The following is a 13,674-nucleotide window of genomic DNA, read 5'->3' as shown; positions in this document are numbered from 1 at the left end:
CTAAAGCGAACGGGTGACGCTCCTTCGTCGCTAACGCTGCGCTAACGCCAGTTGCTTTATGCCGGGGAACCCGTCCACCGCACTGGCTCACTTTTTACTTTTGCCTTGTTGTACTAGTCATTTGTCATTGGTAAGGGTTTTATTGTTGTAATCGATAACAAATACCTTTATTAAATTGCACACGTTCAAATGACGCATCTAGGTTAATGGTGGTTTCTGCGTTACCTAGAAATAAATAGCCATCTGAACTTAATTGCTGCTTAATTTTGTTTAGTAAAGCTTTTTTAGTGGGGATATCAAAGTAAATTAAAACATTGCGTAAAAATATCACATCAGATTTGGGAAGGGATGGCCAAGTTTTGACAAGATTGATTTGCTGAAATTCCACCATCTTGATGAAATTATCAAGAATTTGCCATTCATTATCGACTTTGTGAAAATAGCGATCGCACAAATTTTTTGGTAGTCCTCGCTGAATTTCTAGTTGGTTATAACGTCCTTGGCGCGCTTTGGTTAAGGCTTTTTGGGAAAAGTCGCTAGCAATTAGCTTTACAGACCAATTGGCTAATAGGGGAAAATGTTCGCGCATCAACATGGCAATGCTATAAGGTTCCTGTCCATGAGAACAGGCTGCACACCAAATATTTAGCGATCGCGCGATCGCTCTTTTTTTGATTAACTCTGGTAAAACAAATTTTTGCAGCGTTTCAAAAGGGTAAATATCACGGAAAAAAGATGTTTCATTAGTCACTAAAGCTTCAATTACCTGGGTGTGAATATGATTAAAAGTTTGGTTACGCAGGTAATTGACTAAATCAGCAATTTTTGTAAATCCTAGAGAGGTTGTAATTGGCTGTAAATATAATTCTGCTAAATAGGTTTTATCAGCAGACAACACAACTGCCGAATGACGATAAACTAAGTCTCGGATAAAATCAAAATCAGTAGTGCTTACACCCATCGTCTGTTTCATTACAGACCTAAAATCGGAACTTGATTGTAACGAACTCGGCGCATAATTTCACCTGCCATTTGGTCGAGGGGTACAATTTGATCAGCTAGTCCAGCATTGACAACGAAACCTGGCATCCCCCACACTACACTAGAAGCTTTGTCCTGAGCTAAGATTTTACCGCCAACTTCGCGAATGTGCTGACAACCTTGTAATCCATCTTGCCCCATGCCTGTCAGTATAACGGCAAGCGATCGCCCTCCATAGACTTCTGCAACTGAGCGTAATAAAACATCAACAGCAGGACGACAGGAATTTTCTGGTGGGTCTTTATGAGTATCGATTCTCACCATATTGCCATGCCGTTGTACTACCATGTGGAAGTCTCCAGGTGCAATCCACGCTTTTCCAGGTTCTAAGACTGCGCCGGGAATCGCTTCATCTACGGCGATTTGACATTTAGAAGCTAATCTTTCAGCTAACAGTTTTGTAAACATGGGCGGCATATGTTGCACAATCAGGATGGGAACTGCTAAATTCCCAGGAAGTTCAGGAAGTATTTGCGCTAAAGCATTTGGCCCTCCTGTAGACACCCCAATTGCAATGACATCTATTTGCTCTATTTTCGGACGCTGGGGAGGAACATCTGCATGGTTAACTGTAATTGCTGGGGAAACTACACTAATTCCGGCACCAAAGAGCTTAATTTTAGGAATTAATTCCTCGCGGATATGTTTGGTAGTTGCCTCCATACTTCCTAAATTACTAGGTTTGGTGGCATAATCTGAAGCACCCAAAGACAGAGCTTCTAAGGTTGCAGTTGCTCCTATGCGCGTAGAAGTGCTGAACATGATTACAGGTAACTGCGGATAACTTTGGCGAATCGCCGCCAGAGTTTCCAAACCATTCAAATCTGGCATTTCCACATCCAAAATAATCACATCAGGATTCACATAGGGAATCTTCGCGAGTGCAATACGTCCATTAGCCGCCACATCCACCACCTCCAACTCAGCATCGTGCGACAGAATCTTACTAACGCGACTCCGTACAACAACAGCATCATCAACTACGAGCACCCGGATTTTGGGCATAGGGGGTGGGGATTGGGGACTGGGGACTGTGGGGATTGGGGATTGGGGATTGGGGACTGGGGACTGGGGATTGGGGAACTCGGGGCCCCCTCTGGGGATAAGGGGTAATGGGGATTGGGGACTGGGGATTGGGGGATGAGGAGGATGAGGGGGATGAGGGAGCAGGGGAGAAATTGCAATTACCCATTACCCATTACCCATTACCAAATGACAAATGACGAATGACGAATGACAAATGACAAATGACAAATGACAAACACCAATTAATATTGAAACTGATTGACGACTTTTTGCAAGTCTATTGCCATTCGGGATAGTTCTGTGGCGGCTTGTGAGGTGTTGCTGGCTCCTATGGTGGTGGTTTGGGCGTTGAGGGCGACGATGCCGATGTTTTTGGCAATATCGGAGGTTCCTGCGGCGGCTTCGCCGATGTTGCGGGCTATTTCGTTGGTGGTTGCGGTTTGTTCTTCTACGGCACTGGCGATCGCACTTTGTAAGTCGTTAATCTGGTTGATGATATCAGTAATTTGGGTAATGGCGTTGACTGCGCCTTTGGTATCTGTTTGAATTGCTTCAATGCGCTGGCTAATATCTTCGGTGGCGTTGGCGGTTTGTTTGGCTAGTTCCTTCACCTCATTTGCCACTACCGCAAATCCTCTGCCAGCATCTCCGGCTCTCGCTGCTTCAATGGTAGCATTTAAGGCGAGTAAGTTTGTTTGCTGGGCAATGGAGGTAATTACTTTGATGACTTTGCCAATTTCCACGCTGCTTTGACCAAGTTTACCAATGGTTTCGTTGGTGCGACCGGCTGTTTTGACAGCTTCTATTGCGACTCTCGCACCTTGGGAAACTGTCTTGGCAATTTCGCGAATACTAGCGTTCATCTCTTCCACCGCCGTCACCACTGTAGCTGTATTTTGATTCACCTGTTCGGCGGAGGCGGAGGCGGAAGTGGCTTGTTCTGAGGTTTGTTCGGCATTTGCATTCATTTCCTGACTGACGGCGGTTAATTCTTCTGCGGAGGATGCAACGGCTGTGGCTACTTCTGCCATTTGTTGAATTGAAGATTTCAGGCTACCAATCATTTGATTGGTATTATCGGTAAGCTGTTTGAAGTCGCCAGCATTGCGTACCTTGATTTGTTTAGATAAATCGCCACTAGTCACAGAGAGAGTTACATCATTAATACTGGTAATCTGCTGTTTGAGGTTAATTGACATTTGGTTTAAATTATCAATTACTTCTTGCCAAGCACCTGTTACACCAGGAACCTCAGCTTGGGAACCGAGTTTACCTTTTTTACCAATCTCGGATGCAAAGCGATTCACTTCCTTGCTAAAAGCTTGGTTGACACTCACCAATTCATTAAAAACTGTGGCGATTTCGGCTAATCCATTGTTATCCACTGGTAAGCGGACTGAAAAATCACCATTTTTGGCGGCTATCAATGCATTCAGTAAAGGTTGCAGTTGCGGATCTGTGGGAGTGCGATCGCTCTCAACTGTATTTATAGTATTTTCTGAGGGAGTTTTGGCTGTTTTCCCACTCCGACTTGTAGCCATTGCAAAGTGCTCCTCAATTGGCAGCTAAAATTTTTTTAGTATCTAGAACTAGCAGCAAACCCCCTGCGTATGGATAAGCTCCAGCTAGCATCTGATGCATTCTACCTTTTAAAGTTGCTGGTGGGGGTTGAAATGTATTTTGTGTGAATTCTAAGACATCACCAACATCATCAACCAGGAGGCTAACTACTTCATCGTGAGTCGAGACAACTATATTAAATCCTTGGGCTTCATCTAGTGGGGTTGTGGTGCGGATGGTGGATTTACCCATTTCTAAACGCTGCTGTAAATCAATGACTGTGAGAATTTGTCCCCGCAGGTTAATTAAGCCACAAATATCTGAGGGAGCCAAGGGTACAGGTGTCATTACTTGGGGACGAATCACTTCTTGAACGTGCTGTACGTCAATCCCAAAAAAAATGCCGTTGAGGAAAAAGGTACACAGTTGTTCAGTCATGATGGTTGGGGTGGGGAAGGAAGCAATACTACAAGAGATAGGGTTTGGAACCCAAAATTTGGTTTTGGGGAAAAGGTTAAAGGTTAAGGGTGAAAGGTTTTTTCTTTCCCTTTTCCCCTTCCCACGCGCCTACAGTGTACACACAAGTTGCTTCATCAGCATTGCCAATGTAGGGGTTGACATTGCCAACGTATCGGTTGACATTGCTAATGTGTGGGTTGACATTGCCAACGTATCGGTTGACATTGCTAATGTGTGGGTTGACATTGCCAACGTATCGGTTGACATTGCTAATGTGTGGGTTGACATTGCCAATGTAAGGGTTGACATTGCCAACGTATCGGTTGACATTACTAATGTATAGGTTGGCATTGTTAATGTAAGAGATGATTCGTAAAGAAAATCTCAAGAAAACTGAATCCGGCTTTGTTCAAAGTATTAAGATTTGGAACCTACAAATAGGCGCGTTAAAAAGAAAGGGTTACGCCTACGCACACACCTTGACAGTAATAAAGTGATACTCAGCAGTACTGTGTTACTGGGGATGAATGCAACGTCAAGTGATATTCCTGAGCCACTGCGTAGCCAGAAAGAAATACAGATAACTCTTAACGATTAATAAATATATCTATACTGTCCCCTATTCATGGTTTATATTTACCCAAAGGTGACACGAACAGTCACTGATATTCAAATATAGGAGGCAGTAAAAATCAATTCAAATTCTGAAACTCAGCACCTAGCATCAACAAGGGACAAGGTGAGAAAACAGAAGCAGAGGTGTAGGCAGAAGAGTATATTCTGACTTGCAACTCAGCACTCAGCACATTTGGCAGCAGCGCCATATCACCTGTGTAACTAATATATACCCTCAGTGAGAGGTGTCAGTGTAAGGATAAGTTGATATTACAATAAAGAATTTTTGCTGAATTGCAACGGATAAAGACTAAACTAAAAAGTCTTGTGCAGCAAAACTTGTAGCTTTAAACAAAGTAATCATGTCCAAGGTTCTTGTCTCCGATCCTATTGACCAGGCTGGAATTGACATTCTCTCGCAAGTAGCAACGGTTGATGTCAAAACAGGTTTAAAACCAGCAGAACTGATAGAAATTATTGGTGAGTACGATGCGCTGATGATTCGTTCGGGTACACGCGTCACCCAAGAAATTATTGAAGCCGGCACGCAGTTAAAGATTATCGGTCGTGCAGGTGTGGGTGTGGATAACGTGGATGTTCCCGCTGCCACACGCCACGGGATTGTGGTTGTCAATTCTCCTGAAGGTAACACGATCGCAGCAGCCGAACATGCGATCGCCATGATGTTGGCTTTGTCTCGTCACATCCCCGATGCAAATGTCTCGGTGAAAAAAGGTGAGTGGGATCGCAAAACTTTTGTCGGCGCGGAAGTTTACAAAAAAACTCTCGGTATTGTTGGGTTGGGTAAAATTGGTTCCCACGTGGCGGCTGTAGCTAAGGCGATGGGAATGAAGTTGTTAGGTTACGATCCCTTCATCTCTACAGAACGAGCTGAACAAATTGGTTGTCAATTAGTTGATTTAGATTTGCTCATCCAGCAAGCAGACTACATCACCTTACACATCCCCAAAACTTCAGAAACAGCGCATTTAATCAATGCCAAAACCCTGGCAAAGATGAAGCCTACTGCCCGGATTATTAACTGCGCCCGTGGTGGGATCATTGATGAAGCAGCTTTAGCGGCGGCAATCAAAGAAGGTAAAATAGCTGGTGCAGCCTTAGATGTATTCGAGTCTGAACCATTAGCCGAATCGGATTTGCGATCGATTGGTAAAGACATCATCCTCACCCCCCACTTGGGAGCATCAACTGCAGAAGCGCAAGTGAATGTGGCGATTGATGTGGCTGAACAAATCCGTGATGTCCTCTTAGGATTACCCGCACGTTCGGCTGTGAACATTCCCGGACTCGGCCCCGATGTCCTGGAAGAACTCAAACCCTATATGCAGCTAGCAGAAACCTTGGGAAATCTCGTAGGACAACTAGCAGGCGGTCGAGTAGAATTACTCAACATCAGACTGCAAGGCGAACTAGCAACTAACAAAAGCCAACCTTTAGTGGTAGCATCCCTAAAAGGACTTCTATACCAAGCACTGCGGGAACGAGTAAATTACGTCAATGCCAGCATTGAGGCTAAAGAACGGGGAATCCGGGTGATTGAAACCAGAGATGCCTCTGTACGTGACTATGCAGGTTCCTTGCATCTAGAAGCGACAGGCACTTTAGGAACACATTGCGTCACTGGTGCTTTGTTAGGTGACAAAGAAATCCACCTGACTGACGTTGATGGTTTCCCCATTAATGTTCCCCCCAGCAAATATATGCTGTTTACCCTGCACCGCGATATGCCGGGTATCATTGGTAAACTTGGTTCCCTACTTGGCAGTTTTAATGTCAATATTGCCAGTATGCAGGTAGGTCGCAAAATCGTCCGTGGTGATGCAGTCATGGCTCTCAGTATTGATGATCCCTTACCAGAGGGCATTTTGGATGAGATTACCAAAGTACCAGGCATTCGGGACGCGTATACAGTAACACTATAAAGTGCTGAGTGCTGAGTAGCGAGTTCTGAGTAGAAGAAGAATCAACTCAGGACTTTCTCATCACTCAGCACTCAGAACTGAGCACTGAAAAGATGGCAAACACCTGGTGGGAATTACAGATATTAGCTGAACCAGACCTAGAAGATACAATCTTTTGGCGACTGGAAAATTTTGGCTGTCGTGGTACAGCAATTGAAGGTAAAGGCAATTCTTCACTCGTCAAGGCTTATTTACCAGAATTTCAGGTAGATTTGTTAGATTTGGCAGCACTATCGTTGTGGCTACGTCAAGATGCGCTATGTGTAGGGTTATCAGAGCCAAATTTAAACTGGCAATTAATTGATGAAGAAGATTGGGCTACTAGCTGGAAACAATATTGGCAACCAGAAGAAATAGGCGATCGCTTTTTGATTAATCCAGCTTGGCTACCATTCCCAGAATCCACAGACCGCTTAGTAATTCGCCTCGACCCTGGTGTAGCATTCGGTACAGGCAACCATGCCACAACTCAGTTATGCTTAGAATCTCTGGAAATGCGGCTGAGTCAATTACCTAAATCATTTGTAAATTCAGACACTCAAAAAGAGCCAATAGTAATTGCTGATATTGGTTGTGGTTCTGGTATCCTTTCTATTGGCGCAGTCTTACTAGGGGCAGAAAAAGTTTATGCAGTGGATAATGACCCATTAGCAGTCCAATCCACCTTCAGCAATCGCGCTCTCAACGACATTAACCCAAAACGCTTGATCCCAGCAGAAGGCAGCGTAGACATCCTCAAAAAACTGATTGAAGCACCAGTAGATGGCATTGTCTGCAACATTTTAGCTGATGTAATTATCGAATTAGTCCCCGAAATCACCGCGATTACCAAACCTAGCACTTGGGCTATCTTCAGTGGCATTTTACTTGAGCAATCCAAAGCCGTAGCTGATGCCTTAGAACAACACGGCTGGGTGATTGCTACTTTGTGGAAGAAGAAAGAATGGTGTTGCTTGAATGTGCGACGGTCGTAGGGGTTGGGGATTGGGGGCTGGGGACTGGGGAACTCGGGGCCCCCTCTGGGGATCAGGGGTAATGGGGATTGGGGAACTCGGGGCCCCCTCTGGGGATCAGGGGTAATGGGGATTAGGGGGATGACAATACTACAAGGGATAGCGTTTTGAACTCAAAATTGGTTTTGGGGAAAAGGTTAAAGGTTAAGGGTTCAAGGTTTTTTCTTTCCCTTTTCCCATTCCCCTTTTCCCCTTAACCGACAAGTATTGAGGGGGATAAGGCAGATAAGGAGAAATTACCATTACCCATTACCCAATGCCCCATGCCCCATGCCCAATGCCCTAAAGCTTAGTTTGTAGATGTTGGACTAATTGCGGTGCTTGCATTACACCCTCAATTTTGTCTACTGGTTGACCTTGCTTAAACAACATCAGGGTGGGTAAGGCGTAAATTTGATACTTGGTTGCTAACTCTGCATATTTTTCTGTGTCTATCTTAACTATCCGTAGACGGTCTTTTAATTGGGCATTCACTTGTTCTAAAATTGGCACCATCATCTGACAAGGGCCACACCAATCTGCGTAAAAATCTACCAAAACAGGTACATCAGAATCACTCAGCATTTCTTCAAAGCTGTTGAATTGTTTTTTAGTAGCCATGTGACACACCGATTTTCTCTTGTTTGATTTCAATATTAATGCGTACTTTCAAGAAAAGGTGTAACATCATTTTGTTTTAAAGTAAGTCAACAGCATGAAATATCAAACCTTTGAAAGATGCTTTAACTCTACTTTTAATGCAGCAAATTTGTGAAAAAATTGCATTACGGTAAACAACTCACAACAGAAAATTTAAGGTTTATTTTATAACTTAATATTCTTAATATTTAATAATTCATATTCATAATTCATATTATTTTTAACTGATTAGTTATTAATACTCCATCTGTAGAACAACCCAAAAAACTCTTTCTCCCCCGCCCTCTTGTACCTGACTTTTCACGGTAAGTCCTCAACCAAGCAAACTACGTAGCTTTTTCCACAGTTTCATTCGCAAGAGTATTAAATTGATGACAATAGGTAACGGAAAAATAGGGGTTGAGAGAAAGCGCAAAATGACGTTTTCCACATGCCGTGAAAAGTCAGCTCTTGTACAGGCGTGATTAATCGCGTCTCTCCAATGCAGCACTACTAAAAGCACGCCGTCTTAAAACTTCTAGCAGAGTAACAAAGGTTTGGGGTGGGGGGGCTGTCACTTCAATTAAATCACCAGATATAGGATGCTGTAACTTTAACCGCCAAGCGTGCAATGCTTGACCAGGCAAATTTACCCCAATAGAACGACCAGAACCATAAACTGGGTCGCCAACAATGGGATGCCCAATTTTGGCGCTGTGGACGCGAATTTGATGGGTGCGTCCTGTTTCGAGTTGAAAGTGAATTAATGTGTAATTACCAAGCCGTTCTCGGACTTGCCAATGGGTAATTGCATTGCGTCCGCCTTCTTCGATGGGAACCACTGCCATTTTTTTGCGGTCTTGGCGGTGGCGACCAATCGGAAAATCTATCACACCACTTTCGGCTTTTGGCGCACCGTAAACGACACCCAAATATTCACGTCGTGCAGTTTTAGCTTGGAGTTGTGCTTGCAGGTGTTGATAGGCGATATCTGTTTTAGCGATCGCGATCGCACCTGTTGTATCCTTGTCTAAACGGTGGACAATCCCCGGACGCTGCACACCCCCAATTCCCGGAAGATTGGGACAATGTGCTAATAAAGCATTAACGAGAGTTCCATCAGGATGACCAGGTGCAGGATGGACAACTAAACCTGCGGGTTTATTGAGAATAAGTAGCTGATCATCTTCATAGAGAATATCTAAAGCAATATCTTCCGCTTGCAGTTGTAGGGGTTGAGCTTCTGGTATTTCTAGAGTAATGCGATCGCCTGTTTTCACATTAATTTTTTTCGATGTGCAAACTTTACCATTCAGCTGCACATTACCCTGTTCGATTAACTGTTGAATACGCGAACGGGATAAATCTGGTAACTCTTGGCTAAGGTAGCGATCAAGGCGTTCGCTGCTGTCTTGGACTTGTAAATTAAATTCGGTCACCCTATCTAGAAGTGCTGCTAATTAAGTGAATGCTAGTTAATTTTAACGAACCACACACCCACAAGGAACAATAACAATCAATCCTCCCATGCCCAATGCCCAATGCCCAATGCCCCAAGCGACGGTGCGACTATCCCTGTCCACCCACAAGGCGATAGAGTTTCCCGTCGCTTTTATTGAAAGCGATTGGCAATCAGGCGATACAAACGCAGAATACTCCAAAGAATGAGGCTAGCAACTACGCCAGTTGTGAGACTCCACCAAAACGCCGGAGTTTGGAAAAAGGGAATATCTGGGGGTGGGGGTTCTTGGGCAAGAATGATGGAAGATGCTACTTGGCTAGTCGCTAATCCGACACCTGCGATCGCCACCGTGTTGCTAAGATTGCGATCAGATCGCATCTTCGATATCTACTTAAATTACTCAGTGCCATTCCCTTATCATTCCAAGCATGGCAATAGTCGGGGTTGATTTCTATTGCTTTGTTAAACGATGTAAGTGCATCTTCATATCGCCTCAATTGTTCCAACGCTAGTCCGCAGCTGTACCAAGCACGGTGATAGTCAGGTTTAATTTCTATAGCTTTGTTGTAATATACAATCGCATCTTCATATTGTTCTAACGCCCATAGAGTAATTCCCTTACCATGCCAATCTTCTGCATCTTGAGGGGTAAGTGCGATAACTTGCTCAAAGTCAGCCTGTGCTAACTGTGTTTGCTCTAGCTGTTTGTAAGCCAATCCGCGCCTAGCTAATGCCAAAATGTAGTTTGGCTCAATTATCAAAGCTTGGCTGCAATATCCTATGGCATCTTGATATTGTTCAAGTCGATAGCAAGCTAAACCCAAGCCATATAATACCTGTGGATTTTGGGCTTCTAGTGCAGCCGCTTGGTAAAAAGTATCTAAAGCTTGGTGGTAATTTCCCCCATCCAGTTGGTCATGTCCTTGCTGAAGCAACTCTGATAGGTTAGGGCTTACAGTCATTTCTTACTCTCGAAATGCATTGTTCTTATTATTACCTATACATAGAACAACTAGAGAATTCCTGCACCATTTGTAAAATCTACGTAGGTAAGCCAGCGCCATGTGCGGGGTTAAACTTGCTCCAAGGGGTGAAATTGCCCCTGACTGGCTCAATTTTTTCTCAATTGATGATTACCGTACAGGTATTAAAAATCAACTAAAAAATGATATCTTCTGTACATTTTTTAGTTAACCGGATAAACCAAATAAATATTTATTTTTGAATAACATTTTTAATGTAGATAGCTCTATTTCATAATTCCTTCATTTACTTTTCACAAAATTCACATATTTCTTTTCCCTTTTTATGAATTTTGCAGTAACCTAAGTTTTAGTAGGGAAGTTACTGAATATTTACTATTGATCTGAAAAATTGCGAAGCGTTGCGATCGCAGGCTAATCCTTCGCCGAAGCCACAACATAGCAATTTCAAATCTAGTTGAGTAAATGTTCTGGCATCGGGCCTTTAGACCCTTCAAATTGTGCAGATTGGCTATTTTTCCCTTATAAAAGCAAAATATGTTGCTATTGCTGATGAAAAGCTTGCCTGCTGCTAAATCGGTTGCCGTTGCATCTTACCATACACAATCTGCGTATCCAATCCAAACTGATTATTCCTCGGTGCTAAGTTACCATAGTTGTGAAACAAGTGATAATTTTATCCAAGTTTCTAGAGAGAACCACTACGATCTCCAATTTGGTAAAATATTAGGGTAAATATTTACTTAGTTACAATAAATACAGTTTCACAAATTGGAGACATCCTCAAGGTTAACTAGTTACGTAATGTCAAATGTCGCTAAAAAAGCTCATGAGCAATGATTTCATGCAATTAATGCATGAGCAATGCACTAGCTGTAACGCTTGCGTTACTGTGAGATGAGCTAGATTAGCGAAAGATACAGAAAGTAAAGCTGATTTTTGGAATACTGTTTCCTGGGAGCAGGTATAGCCATTTTGCTATTTGGCAAGAAATAGCATGGCTGTTCTACTAAGCTAGAGTGCATCGAACTGCACTCTAGTGTGACAGGGAGTTGGGAGTTAGCGAGATTTGCTTCTACTCGCCTAGACGTAAAGCGCTATGTCTATCTAAAAGCACTTCTAACTTGATCCCTGTAATGCTCAGAAAGGGTTTCCAAAAATTTCGATTAAAAATATTGCTTTTATCTTAGAGCCGTCCCAATGAAGACACTTCCTATTAGTAGATACAGGTTTTTTCAAAAGCTACAGCCATTATCTCTCTTAAAAAAAATCACAAATAAATCTGTAACTGGGTGTTTGCAAGTATTCAGCTCATCAGGGTCTTGGTCAATATATATAGAAGAAGGTAAACTGATTTACGCTTGCTACTCAGAAAAAATGTTTGAGTCTCTTTACAGACACTTGCAGCGTTTAAGTCAGCAAATTTCCACTCTTCCCAAAGGAATCGATCAACAGTTACGGGCAATTTTTGAGACTGGGATCGAAAATCAAGCAATACCAAATCCAGATTATCTAGCTATTTGTTGGTTAGTCAATCAAAAATATATTAGTTCTTCGCAAGCCGGAATTATTATTGAACAATTGGCGTTAGAAGTTCTCGACTCATTTTTGAAGTTGGAAGAAGGTAGTTACGAATTTATTCCCGAAAGTTTTTTAGATGATTTGCCAAAGTTTTGTTATCTCAATTTACGCCTACTAGTTGAACAATGTCAAAAATATAGAGGAGCAGCTCCTTTTGGGGATAAATCATCACTATATAGAGGTCATCTTAAACCGCAATTTTCCCAAAATCCAGGTTCACAATTTGCACGTCAAACACCATCGCCATCTTTAGGTACAACTCCACCAATTTTCCCAAAGCAAGGTAGTAATCAAGTTGCCGAAACCTCCGATAATTTAACTGCGAACCTGCAGCAGACAGATAATCAATTTCATCAATTTGAGCCTGCGACTACAGACCAGAAACTATACACTATCTTCTGCATTGATGATAGCCCTAGCGTCTTAAATGCTATTAAAAGTTTTTTAGATGAGCAGATGTTTTCTGTCATTGGAGTTACAGATTCATTAAAAGCTTTAATGGAAATTCTTCGCACCAAACCTGACTTAATTTTATTAGACATTAACATGCCACATCTTGATGGGTATGAATTATGTTCTTTATTGCGTAAACATTCCCAATTTAAAAATACGCCTGTAATTATGGTTACAGCTAAAACAGGGTTGATTGATAGAGCTAAAGCCAAGATAGTCAAGGCTTCTGGCTATTTGACTAAACCTTTTACGCAAGGAGACTTGTTGAAAATTATCTTTCAACACATGGTGTAATTTCGCAATCAGAAGTATAACAATACCAAACCTACTTATTTTTTTGGGAGGTTGAGGGTTGGGTATTACTTGGGCTGGCAAGATTCTCATTGTCAAAGACTCTCTGCGAGAATGGGAACTGATGAGTTATTATCTCGGAGACTGGGGTTACAAAATAGTTAAAGCTTCTGCTGCTAAAGAGGCTTTAGAAATAGCATTAGAGGAAAAACCAGATGCAATAGTTACTAATGTGGTAATGCCAGGAATGAGTGGATTTGAATTGTGCCGCTTCCTGAAAATAAATTTAAGTAGTCAAAAAATGCCAATCGTGATCTGTAGTAATAAAAATCAGGCAGTTCATCATGCATGGGCTAGAAAACAAGGTGCTGATGTTTATTTAACTAAGCCTTATACTCCCGAAGATCTACTAAGTGCAATTAAAGTCGTGACTGGTTGGAACTACATTATATCATGAATCGAAAAAAAATAACAAGCGCTGCAAATTTATAGTAAAAGGAGTAACAGTAAATAAAGAATAAAAATATACCTGAGTTGGCAACAATTAAATATGATTTCTATATCGTTCCAGTAAATTAAGTACATAGGTA

The 13,674-nt window shown here is 42.3% G+C and carries 13 protein-coding genes; 4 read left to right on the top strand and 9 right to left on the bottom strand.

Features of this window, described 5'->3' with window-relative positions; all coding sequences use genetic code 11:
* Positions 1 to 139 precede the first annotated feature (139 nt).
* The 5 genes from HGR01_RS11465 to HGR01_RS11445 all read right to left on the bottom strand — a co-directional run bounded on the left by HGR01_RS11465 (position 140) and on the right by HGR01_RS11445 (position 4,474).
* Entirely contained in the window at positions 140 to 973 is an 834-nt protein-coding gene (locus HGR01_RS11465; protein WP_045871407.1) for a CheR family methyltransferase, read from the bottom strand.
* On the bottom strand, positions 973 to 2,046 hold the full coding sequence (locus tag HGR01_RS11460) for a protein-glutamate methylesterase/protein-glutamine glutaminase (protein WP_045871406.1): 1,074 nt from the start codon (positions 2,044 to 2,046) through the stop codon (positions 973 to 975). Before HGR01_RS11460 ends, HGR01_RS11465 begins: the two co-directional genes overlap by 1 nt.
* Positions 2,047 to 2,309: 263 nt before the next feature.
* Positions 2,310 to 3,608: a methyl-accepting chemotaxis protein gene (locus HGR01_RS11455; RefSeq protein ID WP_045871405.1), complete on the bottom strand. Its 1,299-nt coding sequence runs from the start codon at positions 3,606 to 3,608 to the stop codon at positions 2,310 to 2,312.
* Between the two features lie 13 nt (positions 3,609 to 3,621).
* Positions 3,622 to 4,065, bottom strand: coding sequence for a chemotaxis protein CheW (locus HGR01_RS11450; protein ID WP_045871404.1), 444 nt, complete (start codon positions 4,063 to 4,065; stop codon positions 3,622 to 3,624).
* Between the two features lie 76 nt (positions 4,066 to 4,141).
* Entirely contained in the window at positions 4,142 to 4,474 is a 333-nt protein-coding gene (locus tag HGR01_RS11445) for a hypothetical protein (protein WP_155539345.1), read from the bottom strand.
* A gap of 589 nt (positions 4,475 to 5,063) precedes the next feature.
* Here HGR01_RS11445 and serA point away from each other — a divergent pair.
* A complete protein-coding gene (gene serA / locus HGR01_RS11440) occupies positions 5,064 to 6,644 on the top strand; it encodes a phosphoglycerate dehydrogenase (protein ID WP_045871402.1) in 1,581 nt (526 codons plus the stop codon).
* A gap of 92 nt (positions 6,645 to 6,736) precedes the next feature.
* A complete protein-coding gene (prmA, locus tag HGR01_RS11435; RefSeq protein WP_045871401.1) occupies positions 6,737 to 7,657 on the top strand; it encodes a 50S ribosomal protein L11 methyltransferase in 921 nt (306 codons plus the stop codon).
* A 321-nt stretch (positions 7,658 to 7,978) separates the two neighbouring features.
* Here the strand turns inward: prmA and trxA are convergent, their stop codons facing one another.
* The 4 genes from trxA to HGR01_RS11415 form a co-directional block, all read right to left on the bottom strand.
* Positions 7,979 to 8,296, bottom strand: a complete 318-nt coding sequence (gene trxA, locus HGR01_RS11430) for a thioredoxin (RefSeq protein WP_045871400.1) — start codon at positions 8,294 to 8,296, stop codon at positions 7,979 to 7,981.
* 503 nt (positions 8,297 to 8,799) lie between these two features.
* Complete coding sequence (locus HGR01_RS11425) at positions 8,800 to 9,753, bottom strand: RluA family pseudouridine synthase (RefSeq protein ID WP_045871399.1); 954 nt, start codon at positions 9,751 to 9,753, stop codon at positions 8,800 to 8,802.
* A gap of 173 nt (positions 9,754 to 9,926) precedes the next feature.
* Entirely contained in the window at positions 9,927 to 10,154 is a 228-nt protein-coding gene (locus tag HGR01_RS11420) for a hypothetical protein (protein ID WP_155539343.1), read from the bottom strand.
* Entirely contained in the window at positions 10,100 to 10,738 is a 639-nt protein-coding gene (locus HGR01_RS11415) for a tetratricopeptide repeat protein (RefSeq protein ID WP_045871397.1), read from the bottom strand. The genes HGR01_RS11420 and HGR01_RS11415 overlap by 55 nt, the downstream gene beginning before the upstream one ends.
* A gap of 1,221 nt (positions 10,739 to 11,959) precedes the next feature.
* On the opposite strand from HGR01_RS11415, the gene HGR01_RS11410 reads away from it, so the two are divergent.
* Positions 11,960 to 13,087: a response regulator gene (locus tag HGR01_RS11410; RefSeq protein ID WP_071989423.1), complete on the top strand. Its 1,128-nt coding sequence runs from the start codon at positions 11,960 to 11,962 to the stop codon at positions 13,085 to 13,087.
* A gap of 58 nt (positions 13,088 to 13,145) precedes the next feature.
* Complete coding sequence (locus HGR01_RS11405; protein WP_045871394.1) at positions 13,146 to 13,541, top strand: response regulator; 396 nt, start codon at positions 13,146 to 13,148, stop codon at positions 13,539 to 13,541.
* The last annotated feature ends 133 nt before the right edge of the window (positions 13,542 to 13,674 follow it).

Source organism: Tolypothrix sp. PCC 7712 (genome assembly GCF_025860405.1).
GTDB classification, from domain to species: domain Bacteria; phylum Cyanobacteriota; class Cyanobacteriia; order Cyanobacteriales; family Nostocaceae; genus Aulosira; species Aulosira diplosiphon.
Note: the sequence above shows the minus strand (reverse complement) of the source record. Positions and strands in the feature narration are given on the sequence as shown.

Bases quoted from the DNA above. Each gene is read 5' to 3' on its own strand.
- HGR01_RS11465 (WP_045871407.1), bottom strand. From the start codon at position 973: ATGAAACAGACGATGGGTGTAAGCACTACTGATTTTGATTTTATCCGA.
- HGR01_RS11460 (WP_045871406.1), bottom strand. From the start codon at position 2,046: ATGCCCAAAATCCGGGTGCTCGTAGTTGATGATGCTGTTGTTGTACGG.
- HGR01_RS11455 (WP_045871405.1), bottom strand. From the start codon at position 3,608: ATGGCTACAAGTCGGAGTGGGAAAACAGCCAAAACTCCCTCAGAAAAT.
- HGR01_RS11450 (WP_045871404.1), bottom strand. From the start codon at position 4,065: ATGACTGAACAACTGTGTACCTTTTTCCTCAACGGCATTTTTTTTGGG.
- serA (WP_045871402.1), top strand. From the start codon at position 5,064: ATGTCCAAGGTTCTTGTCTCCGATCCTATTGACCAGGCTGGAATTGAC.
- prmA (WP_045871401.1), top strand. From the start codon at position 6,737: ATGGCAAACACCTGGTGGGAATTACAGATATTAGCTGAACCAGACCTA.
- trxA (WP_045871400.1), bottom strand. From the start codon at position 8,296: ATGGCTACTAAAAAACAATTCAACAGCTTTGAAGAAATGCTGAGTGAT.
- HGR01_RS11420 (WP_155539343.1), bottom strand. From the start codon at position 10,154: ATGCGATCTGATCGCAATCTTAGCAACACGGTGGCGATCGCAGGTGTC.
- HGR01_RS11415 (WP_045871397.1), bottom strand. From the start codon at position 10,738: ATGACTGTAAGCCCTAACCTATCAGAGTTGCTTCAGCAAGGACATGAC.
- HGR01_RS11410 (WP_071989423.1), top strand. From the start codon at position 11,960: ATGAAGACACTTCCTATTAGTAGATACAGGTTTTTTCAAAAGCTACAG.